The 23894-nt window shown below is 70.3% G+C and carries 23 protein-coding genes; 15 read left to right on the forward strand and 8 right to left on the reverse strand.

From position 1 onward, the window contains the following. Position 1: 1 nt before the first annotated feature. Entirely contained in the window at positions 2 to 625 is a 624-nt protein-coding gene (locus tag QNJ12_RS05930; protein WP_300620170.1) for a phosphatase PAP2 family protein, read from the reverse strand. Between the two features lie 145 nt (positions 626 to 770). Next, positions 771 to 1388 (reverse strand): class I SAM-dependent methyltransferase, encoded by a 618-nt coding sequence (locus tag QNJ12_RS05935; protein ID WP_300620173.1) that lies wholly within the window; start codon positions 1386 to 1388, stop codon positions 771 to 773. A 118-nt stretch (positions 1389 to 1506) separates the two neighbouring features. Between QNJ12_RS05935 and QNJ12_RS05940 the strand changes: the two genes are divergently transcribed. Continuing rightward, positions 1507 to 1962, forward strand: coding sequence for a nitroreductase/quinone reductase family protein (locus tag QNJ12_RS05940; protein ID WP_300620175.1), 456 nt, complete (start codon positions 1507 to 1509; stop codon positions 1960 to 1962). 10 nt (positions 1963 to 1972) lie between these two features. Here the strand turns inward: QNJ12_RS05940 and QNJ12_RS05945 are convergent, their stop codons facing one another. Continuing rightward, positions 1973 to 2920, reverse strand: coding sequence for a fatty acid desaturase (locus QNJ12_RS05945; RefSeq protein WP_300620179.1), 948 nt, complete (start codon positions 2918 to 2920; stop codon positions 1973 to 1975). 139 nt (positions 2921 to 3059) lie between these two features. Between QNJ12_RS05945 and QNJ12_RS05950 the strand changes: the two genes are divergently transcribed. Then, the gene (locus tag QNJ12_RS05950; RefSeq protein WP_300620182.1) at positions 3060 to 3908 is read left to right on the forward strand and encodes a helix-turn-helix transcriptional regulator; all 849 of its coding nucleotides are present in this window, start codon (positions 3060 to 3062) and stop codon (positions 3906 to 3908) included. A gap of 10 nt (positions 3909 to 3918) precedes the next feature. On the opposite strand, the gene QNJ12_RS05955 is transcribed toward QNJ12_RS05950, so the two are convergent. Further along, on the reverse strand, positions 3919 to 5709 hold the full coding sequence (locus tag QNJ12_RS05955) for an NAD(P)-binding domain-containing protein (protein WP_300620185.1): 1791 nt from the start codon (positions 5707 to 5709) through the stop codon (positions 3919 to 3921). A gap of 378 nt (positions 5710 to 6087) precedes the next feature. Here QNJ12_RS05955 and QNJ12_RS05960 point away from each other — a divergent pair, with 378 nt between their 5' ends. Next, the gene (locus QNJ12_RS05960) at positions 6088 to 6291 is read left to right on the forward strand and encodes a hypothetical protein (RefSeq protein WP_300620187.1); all 204 of its coding nucleotides are present in this window, start codon (positions 6088 to 6090) and stop codon (positions 6289 to 6291) included. A gap of 120 nt (positions 6292 to 6411) precedes the next feature. Next, positions 6412 to 7824, forward strand: coding sequence for a radical SAM protein (locus tag QNJ12_RS05965; RefSeq protein WP_300620190.1), 1413 nt, complete (start codon positions 6412 to 6414; stop codon positions 7822 to 7824). Between the two features lie 340 nt (positions 7825 to 8164). Here QNJ12_RS05965 and QNJ12_RS05970 read toward each other — a convergent pair whose 3' ends face one another. Together QNJ12_RS05970 and QNJ12_RS05975 are read right to left on the reverse strand one after the other, a co-directional pair. Continuing rightward, entirely contained in the window at positions 8165 to 9430 is a 1266-nt protein-coding gene (locus QNJ12_RS05970; RefSeq protein ID WP_300620193.1) for an FAD-dependent oxidoreductase, read from the reverse strand. After that, entirely contained in the window at positions 9430 to 9801 is a 372-nt protein-coding gene (locus tag QNJ12_RS05975) for a c-type cytochrome (RefSeq protein WP_300620196.1), read from the reverse strand. Before QNJ12_RS05975 ends, QNJ12_RS05970 begins: the two co-directional genes overlap by 1 nt. Positions 9802 to 10045: 244 nt before the next feature. Between QNJ12_RS05975 and QNJ12_RS05980 the strand changes: the two genes are divergently transcribed. Genes QNJ12_RS05980 through QNJ12_RS06020 form a run of 9 tightly spaced genes read left to right on the forward strand, consistent with a single transcriptional unit; the run spans position 10046 to position 18345 of the window. Then, the gene (locus tag QNJ12_RS05980) at positions 10046 to 10696 is read left to right on the forward strand and encodes a V-type ATP synthase subunit D (protein ID WP_300620199.1); all 651 of its coding nucleotides are present in this window, start codon (positions 10046 to 10048) and stop codon (positions 10694 to 10696) included. Beyond that, positions 10693 to 11031 carry a hypothetical protein gene (locus QNJ12_RS05985; protein WP_300620202.1) on the forward strand — a complete coding sequence of 113 codons (339 nt, stop codon included), beginning with the start codon at positions 10693 to 10695 and terminating at the stop codon, positions 11029 to 11031. The genes QNJ12_RS05980 and QNJ12_RS05985 overlap by 4 nt, the downstream gene beginning before the upstream one ends. A 14-nt stretch (positions 11032 to 11045) precedes the next feature. Continuing rightward, on the forward strand, positions 11046 to 12941 hold the full coding sequence (locus QNJ12_RS05990) for a V-type ATPase 116kDa subunit family protein (protein ID WP_300620205.1): 1896 nt from the start codon (positions 11046 to 11048) through the stop codon (positions 12939 to 12941). A 17-nt stretch (positions 12942 to 12958) separates the two neighbouring features. Continuing rightward, positions 12959 to 13180: a hypothetical protein gene (locus tag QNJ12_RS05995; protein ID WP_300620207.1), complete on the forward strand. Its 222-nt coding sequence runs from the start codon at positions 12959 to 12961 to the stop codon at positions 13178 to 13180. A 12-nt stretch (positions 13181 to 13192) separates the two neighbouring features. Continuing rightward, complete coding sequence (locus QNJ12_RS06000; protein WP_300620210.1) at positions 13193 to 13783, forward strand: V-type ATP synthase subunit E; 591 nt, start codon at positions 13193 to 13195, stop codon at positions 13781 to 13783. After that, positions 13780 to 14856: a V-type ATPase subunit gene (locus QNJ12_RS06005; RefSeq protein ID WP_300620213.1), complete on the forward strand. Its 1077-nt coding sequence runs from the start codon at positions 13780 to 13782 to the stop codon at positions 14854 to 14856. The genes QNJ12_RS06000 and QNJ12_RS06005 overlap by 4 nt, the downstream gene beginning before the upstream one ends. Next, positions 14853 to 15203 carry a V-type ATP synthase subunit F gene (locus QNJ12_RS06010; protein WP_300620216.1) on the forward strand — a complete coding sequence of 117 codons (351 nt, stop codon included), beginning with the start codon at positions 14853 to 14855 and terminating at the stop codon, positions 15201 to 15203. The genes QNJ12_RS06005 and QNJ12_RS06010 overlap by 4 nt, the downstream gene beginning before the upstream one ends. Continuing rightward, a complete protein-coding gene (locus tag QNJ12_RS06015; protein WP_300620219.1) occupies positions 15200 to 16945 on the forward strand; it encodes a V-type ATP synthase subunit A in 1746 nt (581 codons plus the stop codon). Before QNJ12_RS06010 ends, QNJ12_RS06015 begins: the two co-directional genes overlap by 4 nt. Before the next feature lie 2 nt (positions 16946 to 16947). Continuing rightward, positions 16948 to 18345, forward strand: a complete 1398-nt coding sequence (locus QNJ12_RS06020) for a V-type ATP synthase subunit B (RefSeq protein ID WP_367281758.1) — start codon at positions 16948 to 16950, stop codon at positions 18343 to 18345. Positions 18346 to 18424: 79 nt separating this feature from the next. On the opposite strand, the gene QNJ12_RS06025 is transcribed toward QNJ12_RS06020, so the two are convergent. Together QNJ12_RS06025 and QNJ12_RS06030 are read right to left on the reverse strand one after the other, a co-directional pair. Beyond that, positions 18425 to 19459: a toll/interleukin-1 receptor domain-containing protein gene (locus tag QNJ12_RS06025; protein WP_300620225.1), complete on the reverse strand. Its 1035-nt coding sequence runs from the start codon at positions 19457 to 19459 to the stop codon at positions 18425 to 18427. Positions 19460 to 19755: 296 nt separating this feature from the next. After that, positions 19756 to 21060: a serine hydrolase gene (locus QNJ12_RS06030; RefSeq protein WP_300620228.1), complete on the reverse strand. Its 1305-nt coding sequence runs from the start codon at positions 21058 to 21060 to the stop codon at positions 19756 to 19758. A gap of 156 nt (positions 21061 to 21216) precedes the next feature. Between QNJ12_RS06030 and QNJ12_RS06035 the strand changes: the two genes are divergently transcribed. Then, complete coding sequence (locus QNJ12_RS06035) at positions 21217 to 23295, forward strand: histidine kinase (protein WP_300620231.1); 2079 nt, start codon at positions 21217 to 21219, stop codon at positions 23293 to 23295. Then, the coding region (locus QNJ12_RS06040; protein ID WP_300620234.1) for a response regulator transcription factor at positions 23286 to 23894 on the forward strand (609 nt) is incomplete at its 3' end. The genes QNJ12_RS06035 and QNJ12_RS06040, both read left to right, overlap by 10 nt.

Consider the following 23894-nt stretch of genomic DNA (forward strand, 5'->3'; position numbering starts at 1 on the left):
GTCAACGCCCGATGCGGTCCCCGACCCGGTCGCCGGCCACGACCCGGAGCGCCAGTGCTGCCGCCATGGCACCGATGATCGCACCGGCGACCGCGTCGCTGAGCCAGTGCACGCCCTGGATCGCGCTGGCCGTCGCCGTGCAGGGGATCGGCACCAGGCACCCCACGGCCCGTCGCCGCCGCCCCGACCGGTCGGCGTAGCCGGCTGCCGTGCCCCAGACAACCGTCGTGCCGAGCGCGTGCCCGGACGGGTAGCTGCGGCTGGTGTGCTCACCACGGACGTCGACCTGCGTCTCGCTCGGTCGGTCACGGTCGACGATCTCCTTCGCGACCGGCTGCACCACCAGCATCGCCACCAGGCAGATGACCACGGCGGCAACTCCGCGGCGGCCATGGCGGTGGATGAGCCAGGCCGCCGGCGCGATGCCGACGACGATGTTGGCCTCCGTGCCGGTGACGGCGCGGACCGCGCTGCCGAACGCCGGAACCGGTTGCCCGAACTGCTGGAACCACTCGATGATCGCCACCTCGCCGGGCAGTGCACCGTCGGCGACCATCACGACCACCGTCAGCGCGACGAGCAGGACCAGCGAGGCGCCCCAGATGACGGCCTGGCGTGATCGCATCGACTCCAGGATGGCCGGTGAACGGCCGCATCGACGTCGTCCCTGACGCGCCACGGTCTCGATTCGGCCGATCCCGACTCACGTGCCGTAGCCGGCCGTCATGCCAAGGCTCGTGAGCGATCCGCGTCGACGGTGCTGCCGCCGGTCAGCGGGGCGACACGGCCACGCCCTCGGTGAACCAGCTCCATGGCTTCGGGCCGACTCCGTACCGCGCCTCGACCCGCTCGATCCGGAACCCGGCGGCCGCGACGAGCTCGACCGGGCGGCGGGTGAGGTGGCAACCGCCGGCGAACAGCTTCTGGGCGGGCTCGATGCGGTGCTGCCAGCGGGCGATCCCGGCATCTGGCGACAGGCCGTGCTCGAGGAAGTGGAGGCGGCCGCCGGGCCGGAGGACGCGCCTGATCTCGGACAGTGCCTGCCCGACGTCGGGGATCGTGCACAACGTGAACGTCGACAGCGCGCCGTCGCAACTGTCGTCGTCGAGCTCGATCGACTCGCCGTGCAGCGAGACGTGCTCGACCGGGATCTCTGCGTCGGCGATCCGGCGGGCGGCGAGACGCCGGGCCGTGTCGGCTGGTTCGACGGCGTAGACGAGCGTGACCTCGGGCGGGTAGGCGGGCATGTTCAGACCCGACCCGAACCCGACCTCGACGACCGTGCCGGACAAGCCGGCGGTGACCTGCGCGCGCCAGCGTGCGAGCTCGGCCGTACCGCACGCGCGGTCGACCAGCCGCGGCAACACGTGATCGCGATACAGGCCCACAGCGACACCTCCCGTCGGAGCCGATACGCGTCGGAGGCTATCCACAGGTCGCCGGCGACCCTGGTCTCGCTCGAGTGGTTAGCGTGGAGCGCAGGCCTCCCGACGAGGAGGACGCCGCATGTCGACGAACTCACCACGACTCCCACCTCGCTGGTTCATCCGGTTCGCCTGGTTCAACCATCGCCGCCTCTACCGCCTGACGCGTGGCCGCCTCGGCCTGCGGCGGCCGAAGCCCGGAGGATGGGGCATCGGCCGCCTGACCACGGTCGGTCGCCGGACCGGCCAGGAACGCAGCGTGATGTTCGGCTACTACGAGGATGGGCCGAACGTCGTCACCTTGGCGATGAACGGCTGGGGCGAGGGCGAGCCGGCCTGGTGGCTGAACTTGCAGTCCCAACCGGACGCCGAGATCGACCTGGTCGACGGCCCACGTCTCGTGACCGGCCGGGCCGCCGAGGGCGACGAGCGCGACCGCCTCTGGGCGCGATGGTGCGAGATCGACGAGAACACCGAAGCCTACGCGACACGTCGCTCGGGAGAGACCGCGGTGGTCGTCCTCGAGCCGAGGTCCTGACGGTCGCAGGTCAGCGAGCGCGGGCGGCGAAGCCGGTCCGCATCAGACCGGCGCCGCACTCCGAAGGATGGACGGGTTCGCCGAACGGGCGCACGAGGTAGCGGCGGGCGATCTCGCCGTAGCCCCGATACCAGCCGGCGCCGGCGCGTGCCAGCTCGTCCGAACCGAGCTCACGGTGCAGACGTGGCAGCGCGTACCAGGCGCTGCCCGGGCGCGCGTGGTGCGTGTGGTGCAGGTTGTTGTTGAGGAACAGCAGCGAGAACAGTGCGTTCGAGCGCACCACCGCTGACGGCGTGCCGGTGCCCGCCGTGTCCCTGTGCTCGACGAAGCTCCGCAGCAGCGGAAACGCGGTCCCACCCCACACGATGCCGACGACGTACTCCCACGCGGGGAGCCCAGCGACCCCGACGACCAACCAGACCGTCCCGACCGCCAGGGTCACGTGGAGCGCCCACGTGCTGCGAGCTTCGCGATCCCGCCACGCACCGGCGGCGCGCGACAGCGAGGTCGCGACCACGATCCACGGTCCGATCAGCAGCCGGCCCGCGAGCGTGCGATTCAGTCGGAGCATCCCTCGACCGATCGGTCCGGATCGGTCCCACGTCTCGGCAGTGACATAGAAGGACTCGGGATCGACGCCGGGCACGGTGAGCTCGCTCGCGTGGTGGCGGAGGTGCGAGATCCGAAACTCCCGGAACGGACACCAGAGCGCGAGCGGGAGGCCGACGGGCACGACGTTGAGCCAACGCCACGGGGTCGGATGGCCGTGGATCACCTCGTGCTGGAGCGAGAACTGGAAGCCGGTCAGCACGGCGAGGCTGGGCACGCTCACGTACCAGGGCATCGACCGGTGGAGCACGACGACGACGGCCACGGTGCCCGCCCACGTCGCAATGAGGAACACCGTCGGCCACTCGACGCGGCCCGGCGTCGGCGCTCGGAACGGCTCGTCGGACATGGCGAACCCATCATCGAAACGACGTCATCCCTGGTCAAGGCCGCGCTCAGCGGGACTTGCGCACATCGCGCCGCACTTGCGGGCGCGACGGCAGCCGATGTTGTGGAACTACACAGTTGCAGCGCATACGCTACGTCTGATGACGGAACGCCGACAGATGCTCGCCACGTTCCGGGACCGACTGGGTGTGGTGATCGAGCGCAGCGGCCTCAACCAGAGCAAGTTCGCCGCCGCGACGGGCGTCGACCGGTCCACGCTGTCCCAGCTGCTGTCACCCTCGAACCGGCGCCTCCCCCGCGTCGAGACCATGACGCGGGTGGCCGACGCCCACCAGGTGTCGATCGACTGGCTGCTCGGCCTGACCCACGGCGGTCCCATGCAGGCCGAGATGATGGAGGAGCAGACGTCGTTCGCCATGAACGCACTCGCCCCCAACGACGAGCGCCTGATCGAGTGGTTCGGCGAGGCGGCCGGCTACAAGGTGCGATACGTCCCGCAGACGCTCCCCGACCTGCTGAAGACCGAGGCGGTGATCCGCCACGAGCTCGACGACTCGGTCGCGTCGCGCCCGGAACAGAAGATGGAGACCGCAGCGGTACGCCTCGACTCGATCCGGACGGCGGGCAGCGACCTCGAGTGCTGCTCGAGCCTCCAGTCGCTGCAGTCGTTCGCACGCGGCGAGGGAGTCTGGCGGACGTTCCCGATCGCGCACCGGCGCGACCAGCTCCGCCAGATCGCCGAGCTCGCCGACGAGCTGTACCCGATGTTCCGCTGGTTCCTCTTCGACGGCCTGCAGCGCTACGCCGTGCCGATCACGATCTTCGGGCCGCAGCGAGCCGCGCTCTACCTCGGCCAGATGTACCTCGTCCTCACCTCGGCCGACCACGTCCGGACCCTCAGCAACCACTTCGACGACCTGATCCGCGGCGCCGTCGTGCAGCCGCCCGACGTCGCCCAGCTGGCGCGCGACCTCCTCGCCGAGCTGTGACGTCGGGGGATCAGCTGAGGTGGTGCACCTCGCCCATGCCGTAGACCGGGGTGGGGATGCCCTCGTACCGGGCCTTGAACTGGAGGCTCAGGAACTGCGAGTAGTGGCGCGACTGGTGCAGGTTGCCGCCGTGGAACCACAGGCCGTCCTGCTTGGTCGGCTTCCACATGTTGCGCTCCTCACCCTCCCACGGGCCCGGATCCTTCGTCGTGCCCGAGCCGAGGCCCCACACCTTGCCGACCTTGTCGGCGACCTCCTGGGAGATGATCTTGGCGGCGAACCCGTTCATCGAGCCGTAGCCGGTCGCCAGCACGATCAGGTCGGCGGGCAGTTCCGTGCCGTTGGTCAACGTCACCGAGTGCTCGTTGATCCGCTCGATCGTCGTATCGCTCTCGAGCTTGACCTTGCCGTCGATGATCAGCTGCGACGCGCCGACGTCGATGTAGTAGCCCGACGCCCGCCGGAGGTACTTCATGAACAAGCCGGACCCGTCGTCGCCCCAGTCGAGCATGAACCCGGCGTCCTCGAGCGCCTGGTAGAAGTCGGCGTCCTGGCGCGCCATCTCCTCGTACACCGGGACCTGGAACGTGTGCATGATCCTGTACGGGATCGAGGCGAAGATCATGTCGGCCGTGTTCGTCGTGATGCCGGCCGCGAGAGCACGCTCGGAGTAGAGGTCGCCGAGCGCCAGCTCCATCAGCGTCTCGGAGCGGGCGATGTGCGTCGACGTGCGCTGGATCATCGTGACGTCGGCGCCGTTCTCCCAGAGTGCGGCACAGATGTCGTGGGCCGAGTTGTTCGAGCCCATCACCACGCAGCGCTTGCCCGCGTACTGGGCGCTGTCGCGGTGCCTGCTCGAGTGGTGGATCTCACCCTGGAACGTGTCGGCGCCGGGGAACTCCGGCACGTTGGGCAGGCCCGACATGCCCGTCGCCAGCACGAGCTGCTTGGGTCGCAGGACGACCTCGTCGCCGTCGCGGCGCACGTGGATCGTCCACTCGCCGGTGTCCTCGTCGTAGCTCGCACTGGTCGCTTCGCTCTTCGTCCAATAGTTGAGCTCCATGATCTTCGTGTACGACTCGAGCCAGTCGGCGATCTTGTCCTTCGGCGCGAAGACCGGCCAGTGATCGGGGAACGGCAGGTAGGGCAGGTGGTCGTACCAGACCGGATCGTGGAGGCACAGCGACTTGTAGCGGTTTCGCCACGAGTCGCCCGCGCGCTCGTTCTTCTCGAGGATGATCGTGGGGACGTCGAGCCGGCGCAGCCGGGCGCCGAGGGCGATGCCGCCCTGCCCGCCACCGATGATCACCACCTCGGGCTGTTGCTCGTAGCCGAGCGTGGCGCGCTCCTCATCGAGCTGCTCGAGCCAGGTCTTGCGGCCGGGGACGACGCCGTGCTCGACACCGCGAACCCGGTCCTCGCCGGTCTTCTCCTCGTGCCCCTTCAACTCGTCCATCGTCGTGAGGATCGTCCAGCCGAGGTCGCCCTGGAGCCGCAGCTGCCCCCGGCCGCGCGAGACCCCCGTCTCGAAGGAGAACCACGCCTCGGTGACACCGTCGGCCTCGGTCGCCTCCCCCTCGACCTGCCAGTTCGACGGCGCGGTGTCGTCGGCCCGTGCTTCGAGCATCGCCCGGATCCCCTCGCGGCCCTCCATCGTCACGATGTTCCAGGTGAACGACACGAGGTCACGCCAGTAGCTGTCCTCCGCGAACTTGTCTGCGGCACCCGAGTAGTTGCCGGCATCGATCGCGGCCCCCAAGCCGTCGAGCCAGTCCTGCGCGCGCCGAGTCGCTGCTTCCATCGACTTCCCCTTCCAGTCGAGCTGTTGACGAGGTCCCCCCGGCTGACGGTAGCAACGACGTCGCGGCGCAGCGGTACCGAGGTCGACTCGCCCTCCAGCCGAGCGATTGCGGTGCGTTATTGACGCGAAATAGCGAGCCGATACGAATCGGATACTCCGGATATCGGTCGTGGCGTCCCAGCGCATGTGCTCGAACGCCGCGACGTGCGGCGTGCGAGCCGTCGACGATCCAGCCACAGGTGCGCGGCAGATGCGCTGCACGACCGGGCCACGCCCGTCTCACTGAGGCGACCGTCGCCGCATGACGAAGGTCCCTATTCGAACTCGCCAGGGCCCGCGAACAATACGAATTGCCACCAAGAGAAGGGAGGTCCGGGTATGCCAGAGTTCCAGATGGCACCCATCAACCTCAATCGCGAGATCTATGCGCGCCGTCAGGCGAAGACGGATCCCGCGTTCCGCGAGATCAGCAACGGAGTCGTCGATCGTATCGGTGAGATGCTTCGCGACCCGTCGCTGACCGGCATCTCATGCTGCATCGAGGGCTGCTGCGTCAGTTGGTGCTGCATCCAGATCAGCTGACGTCCACACCCTCGTCCGGGGCGAGGCGCGGCGAACGCCGTTCCTCGCCCCGGTCCGCATCGGATGGAGACATCCGACAGCTCAGACGGTGACACCCGACGACAAGGAGCACTCGGCACGATGCTCTATCCCAGCAGCTACAACCACCTCATCGAGGTCACGACCGGCGCCGGCGACGACGCACGGATCGTCTCGAACCTCTTCACCGGTGGCGCCGACTTCGTCAACCGTGAGGTCTTCGAGTTCTTCAGCCGAGCCGAGCGAGATGGCGGCATCGACGACGATCGACTCGACCCCGAGGTGCTTCGCCACTTCACGGAGCGGGGCTTCCTGTGGAGCGAAGCCGACGCCGAGGAGGACATGGTCCGTGGACTCGGCACGACGTACGGAGGGCGCGACGAGATCGCGGCCGGGCTGAAGGGGGGGCAGTACGGGCTGATCACCTCGCTGAACTGCAACCTGGCCTGCCCGTACTGCTTCCAGCAGGAGCACGCCGACTCGGTGGGATTCCTCACGCCGACGCAGGTCGACCTGGCGATCGCGGCGATCACGCGGTGCGAGACGCGCGTCGCCGAGTTGGCCGAGGGCCCGACCATCCCGAAGATCTCGATCACGGGCGGCGAGCCGCTGCTCCCCAACCGCGCCAACGCCGAGGTGCTCGACTACATCGTCGAGCGGCTGATCGAGCTCGACTGGCCGTTCAACATCACCACCAACGGCACGGAGCTCGCTCGGTTCGTCGACCGTCACGAGCTCACCGATCGGTGCCGCAACATCCAGGTGACGCTCGATGGACCGCGCGAGGTGCACGACCTGCGCCGTGCGTTCCGCGGCGGACAGCCGTCCTTCGACCGCATCGTCGACGGTGTCGATCGGGCGCTCGCCCTCGGCTGGAGCATCACGATGCGGGTGAACCTCGACATGTACGTCGTCGGACGGTTGGTCGAGTTGGCGGACTTCGTCGTCGAGCGCGGATGGCTCGACCGCGACAACTTCTTCGCCTACGTCTCGCCCGTGACCGATCACGGGTCGCTGGGAGGCGACGAGTCCGCACCCGCCGACGAGGCCGACCTGCTCGCCGCACTGCTCGACGAGGTGCAGGCGACGCCGCGCATCCGCGACGTGTTCGACATCCGGCACTTCCGCGGCTTCAACTACGTCGAGCGGATCCTCGTCGACCACGAACCGCGCTTCCCCGTCATCTATCGCTGCGAGGCGATCAGCGGGATGTACATCTTCGACCCGGCCGGCGACGTGTACGTCTGCCTCGAGTCAGTCGGCGAGCCGCACCGTCGCGTCGGCCGCTACGACCCCGAGTTCGTCATCGACGAGGAGGCGGCGTCGCGATGGGCGTCTCGCAGCGTCCTGCGGATGCCGTACTGCGACGGCTGCAAGGTGCGCTTCATCTGCGCGGGAGGATGCGCCATCGAGGGCTTCAACAAGGGGGACGGCAACGCGTGCATGCCGTTCCTCGACGAGATCGACATCGCCTGGCGCTTCTTCGCCGACACCCGCCCCGAGCTGTTCGCCTGAAGCCGTCGGCGAACGCGCCGCACGACGAGCGCCCGTCCGCAGTCGCGGGTCCGTCTGGTCCTGCGCTCGATCGCCGCACCATCGGACCGAGCCCGACGAACTGGGGCAGCCTCGGCGCGACGCCGGGTCATGCGCTGCTGTCATCGTCATCGGACTCATCGTCGTCGGATCCTCGCTCCACGCGCCCGCCGTGGCGCTCGAACAAGCGGCGCGTCGCCCGTGACCCGGCGACGAGCTCGGCGGTGTCGGGGGTGTCTGCGGTCTCGGCGCGGGTCAGCATCTGCCTCGTCGTGCAGCCCGAACGCGGCGGAGCAGCTCGGCGGCATCGACCAACGGATGCTCAGGAGAGCCCGAACGTGTCGGCGAAGAGGTTGTTCGCCCAGCCGAACATGTCGCGGTAGTTCTCGCGTGTCGGCGACTCGGCCTCGCCGGACGACTCGGGCACGACCTTCATCGCCCCCGTAGCGGCGTCGTAGCGGAACGCCGCCGTCAGCCACGACGCCGTGTCGGAGGTGATCGGGCTGTAGCAGGCCGAGTTCGTGACCGGTTCGGGGTCGGGCGGCAGGCCCTCGAACGCGCGCAGGATCGCATCGGCGCAGATCTTCGCCTCCGCGTTCGCGATGTGGCCGGCCTTGGGCTGGCCCGTCGCCTGCGCGTCACCGATGACGTGGATGCCCGGGTGGGCCGTCGACTCGTAGCCGAGCGGGTCGACCCCGGCCCACCGGCGGGAGGCATCGTTGACGAGCCCCGCGCGACGGAGCAGTCCCGGCGCACGCTGCGCCGGGATGACGTTGGCCACATCGCCGCGGACGACCTCCCCAGCTGCGGTGTGGAGCGCCCGACCAGCGGAGTCGACCTCGACGACCGAGGTGTCGGGCCGGTAGTCGATGATGCCCGCATACGTCTGCTCGAACGCCGTCGTGAAGGTGTGCCGCTCGGCGATGATCTGTGGGTTGGCGTCGAGCACGATCACCTGACCGCCGCCCTTCTCCCGCCGCAGGTAGTCGGCGACGACGCAGGCGCGTTCGTAGGGCCCCGGGGGGCACCGGTAGGGCACCGGCGAAATCGACATCACGAACGTGCCACCCGACGGGAGCGCTGCGAGTTGCCTGCGCAGCAGGTGCGTCTGCCCGCCGGCCTTCCATGCGTGGGGCACCAGCCGCGAGTCCAGTCCGGGGACGCGGTCGAACGTGATGCCCGGTGACAGGACGAGGCGGTCGTAGCGGACGTGTTCGCCGCTTGCGAGCCTGACCTGGCGAAGGTCCGGCTCGATGCGATCGACCCGGTCGCGGACGACCCGGACCCCGAACCGAGATGACAAGCCGTCGAAGCCGAACGTGATCGAGCGCAACGTGACCTGATCGTTGAGCACGAGGTTGCTCAGGATGCACGAGGGGTGGTTGGGCCGCGAGTCGACGAGCGTGACGTCGACGGCGCCGGCGCCCCAGTGTCGGAGGTACTTGGCGGCCGTGGCCCCACCGAACCCGCCGCCGACGACCACGACGTGCGGCCGAGCCGCCTGACCCCGGACCGCATGCGGGAACATCGCGGCCACCGTGCTCGCACCAGCCGCGACGAGGAAGTGCCGTCTCGTGAACGGGCGCATCAGCCGTCGTCCTCGTCGTTGCTGTCGTCGTCGTCGCCGGCTGGAAGGCTGTCGAAGTAGGCGCTGATCTGGCGCAGCTCGCTGTCGGTGTACGCACGCGCTTGCAGCTCCATGATGTCGTCGCCGCCGCCGTACTTCATCTCGATCAATTCCGCGTACAGCTCGCCTGGCCGCTCGCCGACCAGCTCGTCGATCGACGACACCGACCTGCCCTCCGGGCCGTGGCACTGGGCGCACTGGGCGGCCAGTGCCCTGCCGCGCTCGACGGGCACCGTCTGCGCCGTTCCCGACCGCGGCCAAGCCGCCAGATACAGAGCCCCGGCCGCCAGCGTGCTGGCGACGACGGGCGTGAATGATCGTGCCGACATCATGCCTCGGACACCCCTCCGTGAGTTGCAGTTCAGCGCTCGGACACGCCGCCACCCGCAGCCCGGACGGTATTCACGGCACGGCCATCGAACCGCCAAGGGGAGCCCGCCAAACCGCCAAGGATCGTCCAGGAAACGTCCAAGACGCCGGCTGCGTCACCATGGACGCGGCATCGCAAAGGACTTCCGGCCGTTTCGGTCGCCACATCCTCCCGCTCACACTGGAGGGCGAGGATGGAGGCCGGTTGTGCAACAGGTCACGGCGACGCGCTCCGAACTGCTGGCACGCCGTGCTCGGATCGCGCTCGCGTCGCAGGGCCGTGACGTCCTGAAGGAGAAGCGCGACTCGCTGATGGCCGAGTTCCGCGCCACCGTCGACGTCGCGGTCACCGGGAGCGGGGCGCTCGAGGAGGCCGCGGCGGAAGGTCGGCGGGCGCTGGCGGTTGCCGAGGCCGGCGACGGACCCGAGGCGGTGCGATCGGCCGCGCTCGCCCAACCGAGCGAGATCTCCCTCACGACACGGGCCACGTCCGTCATGGGCGTGCGGATCGCCGACATCCGGCATGAACCGCTCGGACGTCCGCGGTCGGCTCGCGGTTACTCGCTCGCAGGATCGAGTCCACGCCTCGACCGCGTCGCCGAGCAGTTCGAGGCCGAGCTGGCGCTGCTGCTCGATCTCGCCACCGTCGAGCTGCGACTCAGACGCCTTGCCGACGAGATCGGCACGACCACCCGCCGCATCAACGCGCTGGAGTCGGTGGTGCTCCCGAGGCTCGAGCGCGAGCGCGACCAGATCCGGGCGATCCTCGACGAGCGCGAGCGCCAGGACCGGTTCCGACTGAAGCGGTTCTCCACGCGCCGGGCGCGGCGCGCCGAGGCCGGCGAGGAGCTCCGATGAGCGAGACCGCCCGCGCCCTCGACGCGATCCGTGTCGCGGAACTGGAAGCAGCTCGACGCGTCGAGCAGGCGCGCACCGACGCTGCCGAGTCGATCGCCGCCGCTCACCAGGAGCACGCGCAGGCGGTCGCCGACGCCCGGCAGCGCGGACGCGCCGAGGCGAAGCGCCGGCTCGACGCCGCTGTCGCCGACGCCGAACGGGAGGCCGAGGCGATCCTGAGCGGCTGTGACGACCGCATCAAGTCGTTGCGCCGCGCCGCGGAGCCACACCTGGCGGGCGCGGTGACCGAGATGGTCGAGCTCTTGCTGGCGCCACCGCTCGAGGAGGGGAAGTAGCGATGCTCGTCTCCATGGCCAAGGTGCACGTGATCGGGCACCGTCGGCAGCTCGACGACGTGCTCACGTTCCTGCACCAGCGGCAAGCGCTCCACCTGATCGACGTCACCGACGACGCCGACGTGCGACTGCCGCCGCTGCGAGCCGACCAAGACCAGGTGCGCGAGATCGAGGAGCTTCGGTACCTGAAGGCGCGCATCGATGCCGTGCTCGGCCTCGTTCCACAGCCGCCGCCACCAGATCGCGGGCCGGACGCGACCGGCGCCGACGACCTCGACGTGCTGCGCGCGCAGCTCGAGGAGGTGGGCCCCCGGCTGGAGGAGCTGGTGCGTCGCCGGGACGATCTGACGAACGAGCTCGACGTCCTGCCGCGCTATCTGTCGTCGCTGCGCGGCCTGATGCCGCTCGTCCCCGAGATGACCGACTTCACGGGCTACGACACGACGGCGTTGCTCGTCGACAGCCGCTCGGCCGAAGTCCTCGGAGAGCTCAACGTGTCGCTCGCGGGCATCCTCGGTGCCAACTTCGAGGTCATCTCCGACCACGTCGGACCCGACACGATCGGCGCCGTCCTCGTGTTCCCCAAGGGCCGCGCCGCGGAGATCCGCTCGCTCCTCGGCCGCGAGCAGCTCACCCAGGTCCGTCTCCCGGTCCGTTTCCGCGGCATGCCGTTCCGCGAGGCGATCTCGGCCATGGAGCGTCGCTTGACCGAACTGCCGGGCGAGATCGAGGTCACCGACGCCGAGATCGACGAGGTGGTCAGGCCGCTCGGCTACTGGTCGGCCTGTCGAGCACACCTGGTCGACCGGCTCGATCAGCTCGACGCCGTCGCCCACCTCGGCGCCACGCTGCACACCTTCGTCATCTCGGGCTGGGTGCCCGAGAGCGAGCTGGCGTCCCTCCCCGACGACCTGGTGCGGGAGATCGGCCCGGAAGTGGTGGTCGAGCAGCCCCCCGTCGCGGAGACCGATCAACCGCCGGTCCTCATGCGGAACCCGGCACCGGCCCGGCCGTTCCAGTTCCTCGTCGGGCTGCTCGGGCTACCGAAGTACGGGACCATCGACCCGACCCGACTGATGGCGCTGTTCCTGCCGTTCTTCTTCGGGATCATGCTCGGCGACGTCGCGTACGGCGTGCTGCTGCTGGTGCTGTCGTACCTCGGCCATCGAGCCGTCCGCGATCGGTCGGCGGTCGGCCGCGACCTGACCATCGTGCTGATGATGTCGGCCGGCTGGGCGACGCTGTGGGGCATCGTGTACGGCGAGTTCTTCGGCGACCTCGGCCACCGGCTCTGGGGCTGGGAACCGATCTGGATCAACCGGGAGGAGGCGATCGAACCGCTGCTGGTGTTCGCGTTGGCCATCGGCGCGGCCCACGTCGTGCTCGGCCTGGTGCTCGGTGGCGTGCAGGCGATCCGTGCTCGCAACCGGCACGTGCTCTCGGAGCGCGTCGCCATGCTGGTCTCCCTGATCGGGCTGTTCCTCATCGTCGGCGTCGCTGCCGACGCGCTCCCGTCCGGTGTCGTGCCACCGGCCGCGGCTGCCGTCGCCGTCGGGTTGGCCGTCCTCATCGCGCTCGGCGGGCCGATGGGAGCGCTGCTCGGACCGCTCGAACTGATCGGCACGGTCGGCAACGTGCTGTCGTACCTCAGGCTGGCTGCGATCGGGCTCGCGTCGGTGTACCTGGCGAGGGTCGCCAACGAGCTGGGGGCGGCGGCCCCACTCGCCTTCGGGATCATCGTCGCGGCGCTCTTCCACGCGCTCAACCTCGCGCTCGGCGCCTTCAGCCCGACCATCCAGTCGCTCCGTCTGCACTACGTCGAGTTCTTCGACAAGTTCCACGAGACGGGCGGCGAGGCGTTCCGTCCCTTCGGTGCCGACGACGCCGCAAGCGATCGCAACGTCAGGTGAACAGAGAGGAGAGGGAGATGGAGCTCGGACTCATCGCCATCGGGGCCGGTCTCGCCGTCGGCTTGGCGGCGATCGCGACCGGGATCGCGCAGAGCAAGATCGGATCCGCCGGCATCGGCGCGATCGCGGAGAAGGAGGAGCTGACCGGCAGGGTGATCCTGCTCCTGGCGATCCCCGAGACATTGGTGATCCTCGGCTTCGCCGTCGCGGCGATGGTGATCCTGATACTCGCGCCCTGACCGGCGCGCGGCATGGCACTCGCGGACATCCTCGCCGCGATCGACGCGGAGGCCGACCAGGAGATCGCGCGCGTCGTGGCGGAGACGGCCGAGCAGACGGCGCAGATCCGGAACGAGGCCCGCGACGAGGCGGACATGGCCGAGCGCGCTGCAGCGTCGGCGCTCGACGACGAGAGCGCGCGGCGCAGGGCCCAGATCGTCAACCGGGCCCACCTCGTCGTCGAGCGGCGCTTGAGCGCGGCGGTCGAGGACGTGTATCAGGACCTACTGACCGCGGTGGAGCGGCGCCTCGTGGAGCTGCGCGGCGAGCCCGAGTATGCGGACCTGTTCAGCCGTCTGCTCGAGGAGTGCCGGGCCGTCCTGCCCGAGGGTCGGGTCGTTCGCATCGATCCGGCGGACGAGCCGCTGTGCCGGGACGTGCTGGCGACCGATGACGGCTTCACCATCGACGGCACGCTGAGATCTGCTGGCGGTCTCGAGATCGCCACTGCGGACGGGCGCCGGTCGGTCCGGAACACGCTGGAGTCGCGAACCTGGCGGGCGGACCGCGCGCTCCGGTCGCTCGCCGCGGCGAGGGTGCCACCGCTCGGTGGAGGTGCATGATGGTCGGCCTCGACTACGGCAACGCCCGGCTGCGGGCGATGCGATCGCGACTCCTGTCGGAGGCGGACTACGACGGCCTCGTCGCCGTCGAGTCGATGGACGGCCTGGTCGCCGCCCTCGCGACCACGGCGTACGCCGCCGACCTCGACGCGGCACTGCCGCGGTTCACCGGCCTGCGCCGGTTCGACGAGGTCGTGCGCCACCACCTCGTGCGCGTGCTCGGCGCCCTGCCCCGCTTCTACGAGCGCCCCCACGACGGCATCGTCGGCCTGCTCACCGACCGCTGGGACCTCCAGAACCTCCGCACCATCATCCGGGGCGCGTCGCGCCTCGAGGCGGCCGACGAGATGCTCCGGATGACCGTGCCGATCGGCCGGCTCGGCACCGCCGAACTGAGCGAGCTCGCCATGCAGCCCAGCCTGCGGTACGTGATCGATCTCATGGTCGCCTGGCGGATCCCGTCTCGTGCCACGGCGCAAGCGGTGCGCGACGCGTGGCCCGCCTACGAGCGATCCGGCGATCTGGTGGTGCTCGAGTCGGCGCTCAACCGCGCGTTCGCGAAGCGGCTGGACGAGGTCCTCGCAGACGACGAGTCGGCAGCGGCGGTCGCGCTCCGCTCCGAGGTGGACGAGATCAACCTGCTGACGAGCCTCCGGTTGCAGACGGCCCGCGCCGCCGGTGAGGTCACCCGCTCCGACACCGAGGAGAACCACGAGTTCCTGACGGGTGGTCGCATCCGGCCGGACACGCTCACCAGGGCGGCCGCGACCGACGACCGGCCGACGGCAGTGTCCCTCCTCGACGGCGTTCGGCTCGTCCCCGGATGGTCGCTCGCGCTGAACGACTGGGCCGAGTCCGACGACCTGGTCGCGCTCGCCGAGGCGCTCCGGCTCGCGTCGACCCGGCACGCGGTCGGTCTCTTCGCGCGCGGCGACCCGCTCGGGTACGACGTGCCGGTCGCGTTCGTCAGGGCCCAGGAGCACGAGGCCCGGAACCTCCGGTGGATCGGACGCGGCATCGCCCACGGTCTCGACCGGTCGGCTGTCGAGAGCAACGTGGTGGTCGTGAGATGACGGAGGCCACCGCCCGCCTCCGCGTCGTCGCTCCACCCGAGCTCGCCGCCGGCTTCGGGCTGGGTGGCGCCACCGTGCACGCCGTCGAGTCGGCGTCCCGGGCGGCCGAGACCGTCGACGCGCTGATCGCCGAGGGCGAGCGCGGGGTGATCGCGGTCTACGGACCATGGCTCGACGACTTCGATCGCACCCGGCGCGACCAGCTCGAGGAATCGGTGGCGCCGGTCGTCGTCGCGGTGCCGTCCGGGCTGGTGGCCGAGGCGGGCGCCGCCCGGCGGGCGCGCCTCGCCGGACTCCTGCAGCGGGCCGTCGGCTACCACATCACGTTCGAGGAGGGCGGCACGTGACCGGGGGCAGGGTGACGCGGGTCGCCGGACCGGTCGTGGTCGCGAAGGGCCTCGACCAGGTGCGCCTGTACAACGTCGTGCGCGTGGGCCGGCGGAAGCTGATCGGCGAGGTGATCCGGCTGAAGGGTGACGAGTCGGTGATCCAGGTCTACGAGGACAGTGGCGGGCTGCAGGTGGGGTCGTCGGTCGTCGACACCGGCGAGCCGCTCGCCGTCGAGCTGGGGCCGGGCCTCCTCGGGAGCATCTTCGACGGCGTGCAGCGACCGCTCCCCGCGTTGGCCAACGACCGCGACGCCGAGTTCGGCGAGCCGTTCCTCCGCCGCGGCGTCGAGCTGCCGTCGCTCGACCGGGAGCGGTGCTGGCCGCTCGACCACCGACTCGCCACGGGGGATGTGGTCGAAGCCGGCGACGTGATCGCCACCACCGCCGAGACGTCGGCGCTGACGCACCTGGTGCTCGTGCCGCCCGACCGCGCCGGCACGGTCACGGCGATCGGCGCGGCCGAGGCCACCATCGACGAGCCGATCGTGTGGATCGACGACGAACCGGTGACGATGCTGACGCGCTGGCCGGTGCGCAAGCGACGCCCGGTCGGCAGCCGCCTCGACCCGACCGTCCCATTGGTCACTGGACAGCGCGTGGTCGACACGCTGTTCCCGGTCGCCAGGGGCGGGTCGGCCACGATCCCGGGCGGGTTCGGCACCGGCAAGACCGTGCACGAGCAGACGTTGGCCAAGTGGTCCGACGCCGACGTCATCATCTACGTCGGATGCGGCGAGCGCGGCAACGAGCTCGCCGAGGTGCTGGAGGACTTCCCCCGGCTCGTCGACCCGCGCACCGGTGCGTCGCTCATGGAACGCACGATCCTCGTCGCCAACACCTCCAACATGCCGGTCGCGGCCCGCGAGGCGTCGGTCTACACCGGCATCACGATCGGCGAGTACTACCGCGACCAGGGCTACGACGTGGCGCTGATGGCCGACAGCACGAGCCGCTGGGGCGAGGCGTTGCGCGAGGTGTCGAGCCGCCTCGAGGAGATGCCGGGCGAGGAGGGCTACCCGGCGTACCTGCCGTCGCGCCTCGCCGAGTTCTACGAGCGCGCGGGGGCGGCGACGTCGACGGGGCGCGAGCCCCGGACCGGATCCGTCACCGTGGTCGGTGCGGTCTCGCCTCCCGGCGGCGACTTCTCCGAGCCGGTGACGCAGTACAGCCTCCGACTGGCCGGGACGTTCTGGGCGCTGGACTCCGATCTCGCCCGCCGCCGCCACTTCCCGTCGATCCACTGGACCCGGAGCTACTCGCTGTACGACCTGGGCGCGTGGTTCGACGAGACCGTCGCCGAGGACTGGGAGGACCAGCGCCGCTGGGCGCTTCGGCTCCTCGGGGAGGAAGAGGAGCTGCAGAACATCGTGCAGCTGCTCGGGATCGAGGTGCTCGCCCCGTCGGAGCGGGTCGCGTTCCAGACCGGCCAGATGCTGCGCGAGGACTTCCTGCAGCAGTCGGCATACGACGACGTCGACAGCTTCTGCCCGCTCGCGAAGCAGTACTGGATGCTCAAGGTGATCCGCCACCTGCACGAGTCGATCCTGCGCGTCGTCGGCGACGACACCGATCTCGACCGGATCGCCCGGCTCGACGTGGTCGCCGATGTCGCCCGGATGCGGTCCTGGCGTCCCGACGCTGCCGCCACCAACGCCGGTGAGTTGATGCAACGGGTCGACGAGGAGGTGGCGACGTTGTGAGGTTGCGCCGCGGCTTGCACACGACCGAGTTCCAGACGGTCCACTACGTGTCGGGGCCGCTGATCTTCATCGAGCGCGCCAGCGGTGTCCACGCCGCCGAGGTCGTCGACATCGTCGCGCCCGACGGTGAGATCCGGCGTGGCCAGGTGCTCGAGGTCGACCAGGACCGCGCCGTGATCGAGGTCTACAGCGGCACCCGGGGGCTCGACGTCGCCTCCACCAGGGTCCGCCTCGGCGGCGACGCAGCGCGGATGCCGGTCGGCGAGAGCTTGCTCGGCCGCATGCTCGACGGTGCCGGACGCCCGATCGACGGCGGACCGCCGGTGATGGCCGAGGCGTTCTGGGACATCAACGGGCTGCCGATCAACCCGGCCGCCCGCCGCTACCCGTCGGAGTACATGGAGACGGGCGTCTCGGCGATCGACGGGCTGAACACGCTGCTGCGCGGTCAGAAGCTGCCGATCTTCTCCGGCTTCGGTCTGCCGGCCGGCGAGCTGGCGGCCGAGATCGCCGCGGAGGCGAAGGTGCCGGGCGCCGGTGACGAGCCGTTCGTCGTGGTGTTCGCCGCGATGGGCATCACCCATCGAGAGATGAGCTTCTTCCGTCGCAGCCTCGAGGACAGCGGCCAGCTCAACCGGACGGTGCTCTTCGTCAACCTGGCCGACGACCCCACGATCGAGCGCCTGGTGACGCCCCGTCTGGCACTGACCGCCGCCGAGTTCCTCGCCTTCCATCGCGGCTACCACGTCCTCGTGATCCTCACCGACATGACCAACTACTGCGAGGCCCTTCGCGAGGTGGCCACGGCTCGCGAAGAGGTGCCGGGTCGGCGCGGTTACCCGGGGTACATGTACACCGACCTGGCGACGATCTACGAGCGCGCCGGCCGGCTCCACGGACATACCGGGTCGGTCACCCAACTGGTCATCGTGTCGATGCCCGACGACGACATCACCCACCCGATCCCCGATCTGTCGGGCTACATCACCGAGGGTCAGGTCGTGCTCTCGCGCGAGCTGCACCGGCGTGGGGTCTCACCCCCGATCGACGTCCTGCCCAGCCTCAGCCGGCTGATGTCATCGGGGATCGGGGCCGACAAGACGCGGGGTGACCATCGCGAGCTGGCCGATCAGCTCTACGCCGCGTATGCGCAGGGCCGCGACCTGCGCCGGCTGGTGGCGATCATCGGTGAGGCGGGGCTGACCGAGGCCGACCGCCGCTACCTCGCGTTCGCCGATGGCTTCGAGCGGGAGTTCGTCAACCAGACCGGGGGCCGATCGATCGCCGACACGCTCGACGTGGCGTGGCGGTTGCTGAGCGCGTTCCCCGACCGCGACCTGAAGCGGATCAGCGAAGCGACGTTGGCTTCACATCGCGCGGCGGACGAGGCGGGCGGCTGAACGACGGCACGCTCACCGGCATGTCGCCGATCGACCGCTCATCGGCGCCCGGGCGGGCCGCTGCCCCGACAGCTGCGTGCTACGGGCCGAAGCTGGCCGCGCACTCGCCGGCCGCACTGAGGTCGACGAGGGCGCCGCAGGTGTCGCCGAAGAACTCGTAGTCGGAGCCGACGGGGCTCTCGAGGTACAGGTCGTCGCATGCCGCGAAGACGCCCGACTCGCAGGCGTCCCAGAGCTCGTCGAGGAACGCGTCGTCGCCGTAGGAGAACGGCTGCTCGTTCACCTCGGGGGGCAGGTCCTCCGGTGGGTCGTCCGTGTCGGCGACGGCCGCGGCCACCGCCACGAGGAGGATCCCGCCGGCGAGCACTCCGAGTACGACCCACAGCCACGTCGGCACCGCGGCCAGTCCGCTTCGGTGATCGGCAGTCGCAGGCGGTTGGGCCGCCGGAACCGGTTGCGCCCCGGGAGCCGAGCTGGGCGGGCTGAACGCCGCGTGCGTGGCAGCGGGGGGCGCTGGTGCGGCGACCGGTGGTGCGATCGTCGGGGCAGGGCCTCCGAGGCGCGCCTCGAGATGCGTGAAGAGGATCGCGAAGTCCGAGTTCCTGTGCATCTCGGGAGTGAGCGTGTTCATGTCCTTGAGAATCGCCGTCAGGTTCGAGATCTCGTCGCGGATGGTGTCGTACAGATCGAGCTCTTCCCGGAAGCCGTGCAGTTTGGTCTGGCCGACCTTCTGCATGCCGGCGTCCAGCTCTTGGTGCTTCTGCTTCCAGTACTCGACGTACTGCAGGCGCTTCGCGGGTTCGTAGATCCGCGCATCGGAGAGGATGACCGGGAAGATCCGGTCTCTGACGTCCTCGTTCTTGGCGATCTCGACCAACTCGCGCATGCAGTTGGCCGACCTCAGGTACTCGTCCGAGATCACCACGATGACCGCCCGGCCCCGACCGATCTCCTCCATGAACGCCGAGATCGAGCCGGTGTAGCGGAGGTCGCGCTTGTCGCGGACGACGACCATGCCCTTGGCCTGGAGATCCGCGTCGAGCTCGTTGACGATCCGCTCGCTCTCGCCGCCCCACTTGTACGAGATGTAGACCTGTCGGGCTTCGTCGACCATCGGGACCCCCCTTCAACGCCTCCATCGCCGCCGGACGCTGCGAGCCTAGTCCGGCCATCGTGGAGCAGAGCGCCCTCGGTCGACGGCGTCATCCATCGAGCAAGGTCGCTGCGAGCAGGCACAGCATCACCGGCCACGGCAACGCTGCGAGCACCGTCATCGCTTCCACCTGCGGTCGATCGTCGTCGCCGCGACGAACGCTGGGCATCCGGCACCCACGCCGAGACCGACCGGCGCCGCGACCGAGCCGGAGGACTCGGTCGTGGCGCCGGAGGCGGTCACCGGGTCGGCGGTGCTCATCCCGGGAACTCCGAGGACAGCAGCTCGAGCGCCTGGGCGACCGCGAGCTCGCCGCTCGACGCCTCGTTGCTGACGGCGAGCACCGCCCGGTCGGCGTCGGGGACCACGTACGCCTCGCTGTACCAGTACGTGTTGCTGCCGTTGTGCAGCGCCACCGGACCGTTGGGGCCGTCGACGACGATCCAGCCGAGGGCGTAGCCGAGATGGGGCGCGTCGGCGACCGGGGCGACCGGCGCGAACAGGCGCTCGACGGTCACCGCATCGACGTACTCGCTGTCGCCGGTGGCGCCGCGCAGCAGCTCGCCGAGGAAGCGGCTCCAGTCCGACATCGTGCAGTGGACCGTGCCGGCCGGGCCGACGGCGGGAGGGAGCCCGTCGAACACCGGCTCGCCGCTGTCGCCGTCGTGGCCGCGCGGTTGGGTCAGGTCGGCTTCGGTGCCCGGGGCGCCGAAGCCACACGACGTCATCTCGAGCGGCTCGAAGACCTGGCTGCGCATCAGATCCTCCCAGGCCTCTCCGGTGGCGGCCTCGAGGGCGGCGCCGACGATCACGTAGCCGGCGTTCGAGTAGTTCGACAGCGTGCCCGGCTCGTTGGCCGGTGCCTGAGCGAGGACCATGCGGGCGACCTCGAATCGGCCGGCTGCCGCGTCGAACTGCTCGAGGAACGCTTCGATGTCCGGGGGCAACTGCGCGTCGGTGGGAGCACCGCCTGCGTGGGCGAGCAGATCGGCGATCGTCACGTCGGCATAGCCGGCATCGACGTCGACCGACGAGAACGCCTCGGCCAGGGTCGTGTCGAAGCCGATCCCGGCGCCATTGGCCTCCAACCGGCCGACCAGCGCAGCGGTCATCGCCTTGGTGTTCGAGCCGATGTGGAACAGGTCGTCGGGAGTCGCCGGTGCGTCATCGCCTCGCGCTCGAACGCCGGCCGTGGCCACGCCGAGCACGCCGCCACTGTCGATCGCCATCGCACCGAGGGCGGGCACGCCCGTCGTCTCGACGATCGAGGCCAGCCCCGCAGCGAGGTCATGGCTCGGTCCGCTCGGGTCGGTGGTCTGGGGCAGCTGTGTCGTGGCCGGAGCCGCCGTCGTCTGCGGCGCGACGGTCGTGGCCGGAGCCGCCTGCGTCCACGGTGGCGGATCGTCCGTCGGCACCACGGTCGTCGTGGCGGGGCTCGCGCCGGCGCCGACGAGCGGCTCGCCGTCGTCGGTGTCGTCGTCGCCACCACCGCAGGCGCTGGCGACCAGCGCGACTGCCACCGAGATCGTGGCGAATGCGGTTGCTCGGGTCTTCGTTGCCATGGTTCTCCTCCTTGTCGTTCGGGGTCGTCTCCAACCTCCTCCTCCTCGGCCCGGGACACATCGGGGCTGGCGCGGGACCTCCCTCCGCGCCCGCCCTGGCCCTCGCTACGTGCACGTACGGACGACAGGCCACGCGCCCGGCGCGAAGATCGGCACATGGCTTCGCGGCTCGGCTACCCGCTGGCGCTCGCCGTGTGCGTCACTGCCGGCGTGGCCGCTCTCTGGGCTGCCTTCTGGGCAGCACCCGACCAGACCGGTCTGACCACTGCCGAGCTGCTCCGCGTCGAGGAGCTCGACCCCCCGACGACACCGCTCGCCGAGCAGGCGCAGTGGACGTTCGAGCTACTCGCCGGCGACCGGATGTTCACCAGCGACGACCTCGACCGGCGCTTCAGTGACACCTTCGGTGATGACTTCACGATCGAGCTGATGCAGGAGCAGACGGTGGGGTTCCTCGACGTCTTCGGGCCGACGAGGTTCGTCCGCTACCTCGTGAACGACGGTGACCGGGTCGTGATCGCTCTCGCGGCGGCCGAGAACGGGGCACCGCTCAAGGTGTCGATGCAGGTGGATGCCTCTGGTGAGTTCATGCTCTGGTCGATCGACGACTTCGAGACCGGGAGTCGCCTGCCGGGTTGGGCGATGGCAGTCGCCGCCTTCGGCGGGTGGGCATCGATCGCTGCCAGCGTCGCCCTCTGGCGGTGGAGCGCGATGCGACCGTCGTGGGTGCTGCTGGGTGGTTCGCTGGCGGCGTTCTCGACCCATCTCGTCCTGTCCGACGAACCGGCGGCCTACGTGATCGGCCGAGTCGGACCGGCGGCCGGTCTGGCGCTGGCGACCTGGCTCCTCGTCGGCCGGCTCACCGAGGGCCGGGCCCGCTGGGCGCTCGCACTCGCCGGTGGAGGCTCGGTTGCGGCGGCCCTCGCGGTCGTCACTCGCGACCCGGTCCTGATCGGGCACCCGTCCATCGGGCTGCTGACCGACGACGACCGCGCACTACGGCTCGCATTGGTGATCGCTGCGCTGGCGGCGACGGCCGCGATGACGATCGCGACGTCGGTGCACATCGGCATCGGACGCGCCGGTGGGCACTGGCGGCGTCCCCAACACGTCGTCGCAGCGGGCGCAACGTCGACGTGGGCCTTGGCGTCCGGATTCGCCGTCCTGGACCTGACGATCGGAAGCGGCCGCCTCGCGGCCGGCGCGCTGCAGGGTGTCGTGCTCACGGTCGTGGCTGCGGTTCCGGCCGTCGTCGTCTTCCGCCACGTCAGCTCCCGCTGGGATCGGCCCGAGCTGGCGGGATTGGTGATCGACGTCGGTGCGGGCGGCACCGACCTCGGCCACGCCGTGCGCCGGGCGCTGGACGACGAGAGCGCGCGCGTGCTCGTCTCGCCGGACGGCATCGCGCTCGCCGACGACCAGGCGACGACTGTCGATCCCGACGCCCTGGCCACCGGTCGTGCACTGGCGCTCGTCCGATCCGGCGAGGATCTGCTCGGCGCCATCGAGCACGACGCCGAGCTCCCGATGGCGGCCGAACGGGTCGGCGCCATCGCTGCGACGATCGGGCTGGCCCTGCGGGTCGAACGGCTCAACGCCCAGGTCAACGCACAGCTCGAGGAGGTCGAGGCCTCGCGGGCCCGCATCGTCGAGGCCAGCGACGACGCACGCAGGCAGCTCGCACGTGATCTTCACGACGGCGCCCAGCAACGTCTGGTCGGGTTGGGGATGGAGCTGCAGCGGGGCCGCCGGCTCGCCGAGGCGGGCCGCACCGACGAGCTGGCCGCGCTGCTCGAACACAGCACGGTCGAGACGCGCGCGGCCATCACGGAGCTCCGCGCGGTGTCCCGCGGTGCGCCGCCGGCGATCCTCGCCGACCGAGGGTTGCGGGCGGCAGTCGACGCCCTCGCCGAACGTTCGCCGGTTCCCGTCGACATCCACGAGTCGGGCTCTCCGCTCCCCGAGCAGCTCGAGCTCACCGCCTACTACGTGATCGCCGAAGGACTGACCAATGCCGCCAAGCACGCAGGGGCGCGCCTCGTCAACGTGTCGATCGCGCGGCGCAACGGCGAGGCCGTCGTGCGGGTCGTCGATGACGGCGCGGGTGGGGCGAAGCTGTCGCCAAACTCCGGGCTCGAAGGGCTGCAAGACCGTGTCGAGGCCGCCGGCGGTTCGTTCTCCATCGAGTCCCCCGCCGGCGGCACGACCATCGAGGCGACGTTGCCGTGCGAGTGATCGTCGCCGACGACTCGGCCCTGATCCGCGACGGTCTGTCGCGCCTGCTCACCGACGAAGGGATCGAGGTCGTCGCGACGTTCCCCGACGCCGTCGGACTGCTAGAGGCGACCGAGGAGCTGGAGCCTGATGTCCTGGTCGTCGACGTCCGGATGCCGCCCTCGTTCCAGACCGAGGGGCTGGAGGCCGCGCTCGAAGCTCGGCGCCGACGCCCCGAGGCGGCGGTGCTCGTGCTGTCGCAGCACATCGAGACCCGGTACGCACTCGACCTCCTCGCCGAAGGGGCGGTCGGCGTCGGCTACCTGCTGAAGGACCGCGTCACGCAGCTCGAGGACTTCCTCGACGCCCTCACCCGAGTCGCCGGCGGCGGCACTGCGATCGATCCCGAGGTCGTCACCCGCCTCGTGCAGCGCCCCCGCCGACCCGGACCGCTCGACCGCCTGTCGGATCGCGAGCGGGAGGTGCTCGCGCTGATGGCCGAGGGTCACTCCAATGCGGCGATCGCCGAGCGTCTGGTCGTCAACCAGCGCACTGCCGAGACGCACGTCCGCAACATCCTCACCAAGCTCGACCTCCCTCCCGAGGCTGCAATCGACCGA

Origin of the sequence: Ilumatobacter sp. (genome assembly GCF_030065885.1) — a bacterium.
Classification (GTDB): Bacteria; Actinomycetota; Acidimicrobiia; order Acidimicrobiales; family Ilumatobacteraceae; genus Ilumatobacter.

What these genes read in the sequence shown, in the direction of transcription:
- QNJ12_RS05930 (WP_300620170.1), bottom strand. Translation starts at nt 625, where the DNA reads ATGCGATCACGCCAGGCCGTCATCTGGGGCGCCTCGCTGGTCCTGCTC.
- QNJ12_RS05940 (WP_300620175.1), top strand. Translation starts at nt 1,507, where the DNA reads ATGTCGACGAACTCACCACGACTCCCACCTCGCTGGTTCATCCGGTTC.
- QNJ12_RS05945 (WP_300620179.1), bottom strand. Translation starts at nt 2,920, where the DNA reads ATGTCCGACGAGCCGTTCCGAGCGCCGACGCCGGGCCGCGTCGAGTGG.
- QNJ12_RS05950 (WP_300620182.1), top strand. Translation starts at nt 3,060, where the DNA reads ATGACGGAACGCCGACAGATGCTCGCCACGTTCCGGGACCGACTGGGT.
- QNJ12_RS05955 (WP_300620185.1), bottom strand. Translation starts at nt 5,709, where the DNA reads ATGGAAGCAGCGACTCGGCGCGCGCAGGACTGGCTCGACGGCTTGGGG.
- QNJ12_RS05960 (WP_300620187.1), top strand. Translation starts at nt 6,088, where the DNA reads ATGCCAGAGTTCCAGATGGCACCCATCAACCTCAATCGCGAGATCTAT.
- QNJ12_RS05965 (WP_300620190.1), top strand. Translation starts at nt 6,412, where the DNA reads ATGCTCTATCCCAGCAGCTACAACCACCTCATCGAGGTCACGACCGGC.
- QNJ12_RS05970 (WP_300620193.1), bottom strand. Translation starts at nt 9,430, where the DNA reads ATGCGCCCGTTCACGAGACGGCACTTCCTCGTCGCGGCTGGTGCGAGC.
- QNJ12_RS05975 (WP_300620196.1), bottom strand. Translation starts at nt 9,801, where the DNA reads ATGATGTCGGCACGATCATTCACGCCCGTCGTCGCCAGCACGCTGGCG.
- QNJ12_RS05985 (WP_300620202.1), top strand. Translation starts at nt 10,693, where the DNA reads ATGAGCGAGACCGCCCGCGCCCTCGACGCGATCCGTGTCGCGGAACTG.
- QNJ12_RS05990 (WP_300620205.1), top strand. Translation starts at nt 11,046, where the DNA reads ATGGCCAAGGTGCACGTGATCGGGCACCGTCGGCAGCTCGACGACGTG.
- QNJ12_RS05995 (WP_300620207.1), top strand. Translation starts at nt 12,959, where the DNA reads ATGGAGCTCGGACTCATCGCCATCGGGGCCGGTCTCGCCGTCGGCTTG.
- QNJ12_RS06000 (WP_300620210.1), top strand. Translation starts at nt 13,193, where the DNA reads ATGGCACTCGCGGACATCCTCGCCGCGATCGACGCGGAGGCCGACCAG.
- QNJ12_RS06005 (WP_300620213.1), top strand. Translation starts at nt 13,780, where the DNA reads ATGATGGTCGGCCTCGACTACGGCAACGCCCGGCTGCGGGCGATGCGA.
- QNJ12_RS06010 (WP_300620216.1), top strand. Translation starts at nt 14,853, where the DNA reads ATGACGGAGGCCACCGCCCGCCTCCGCGTCGTCGCTCCACCCGAGCTC.
- QNJ12_RS06025 (WP_300620225.1), bottom strand. Translation starts at nt 19,459, where the DNA reads ATGGTCGACGAAGCCCGACAGGTCTACATCTCGTACAAGTGGGGCGGC.
- QNJ12_RS06030 (WP_300620228.1), bottom strand. Translation starts at nt 21,060, where the DNA reads ATGGCAACGAAGACCCGAGCAACCGCATTCGCCACGATCTCGGTGGCA.
- QNJ12_RS06035 (WP_300620231.1), top strand. Translation starts at nt 21,217, where the DNA reads ATGGCTTCGCGGCTCGGCTACCCGCTGGCGCTCGCCGTGTGCGTCACT.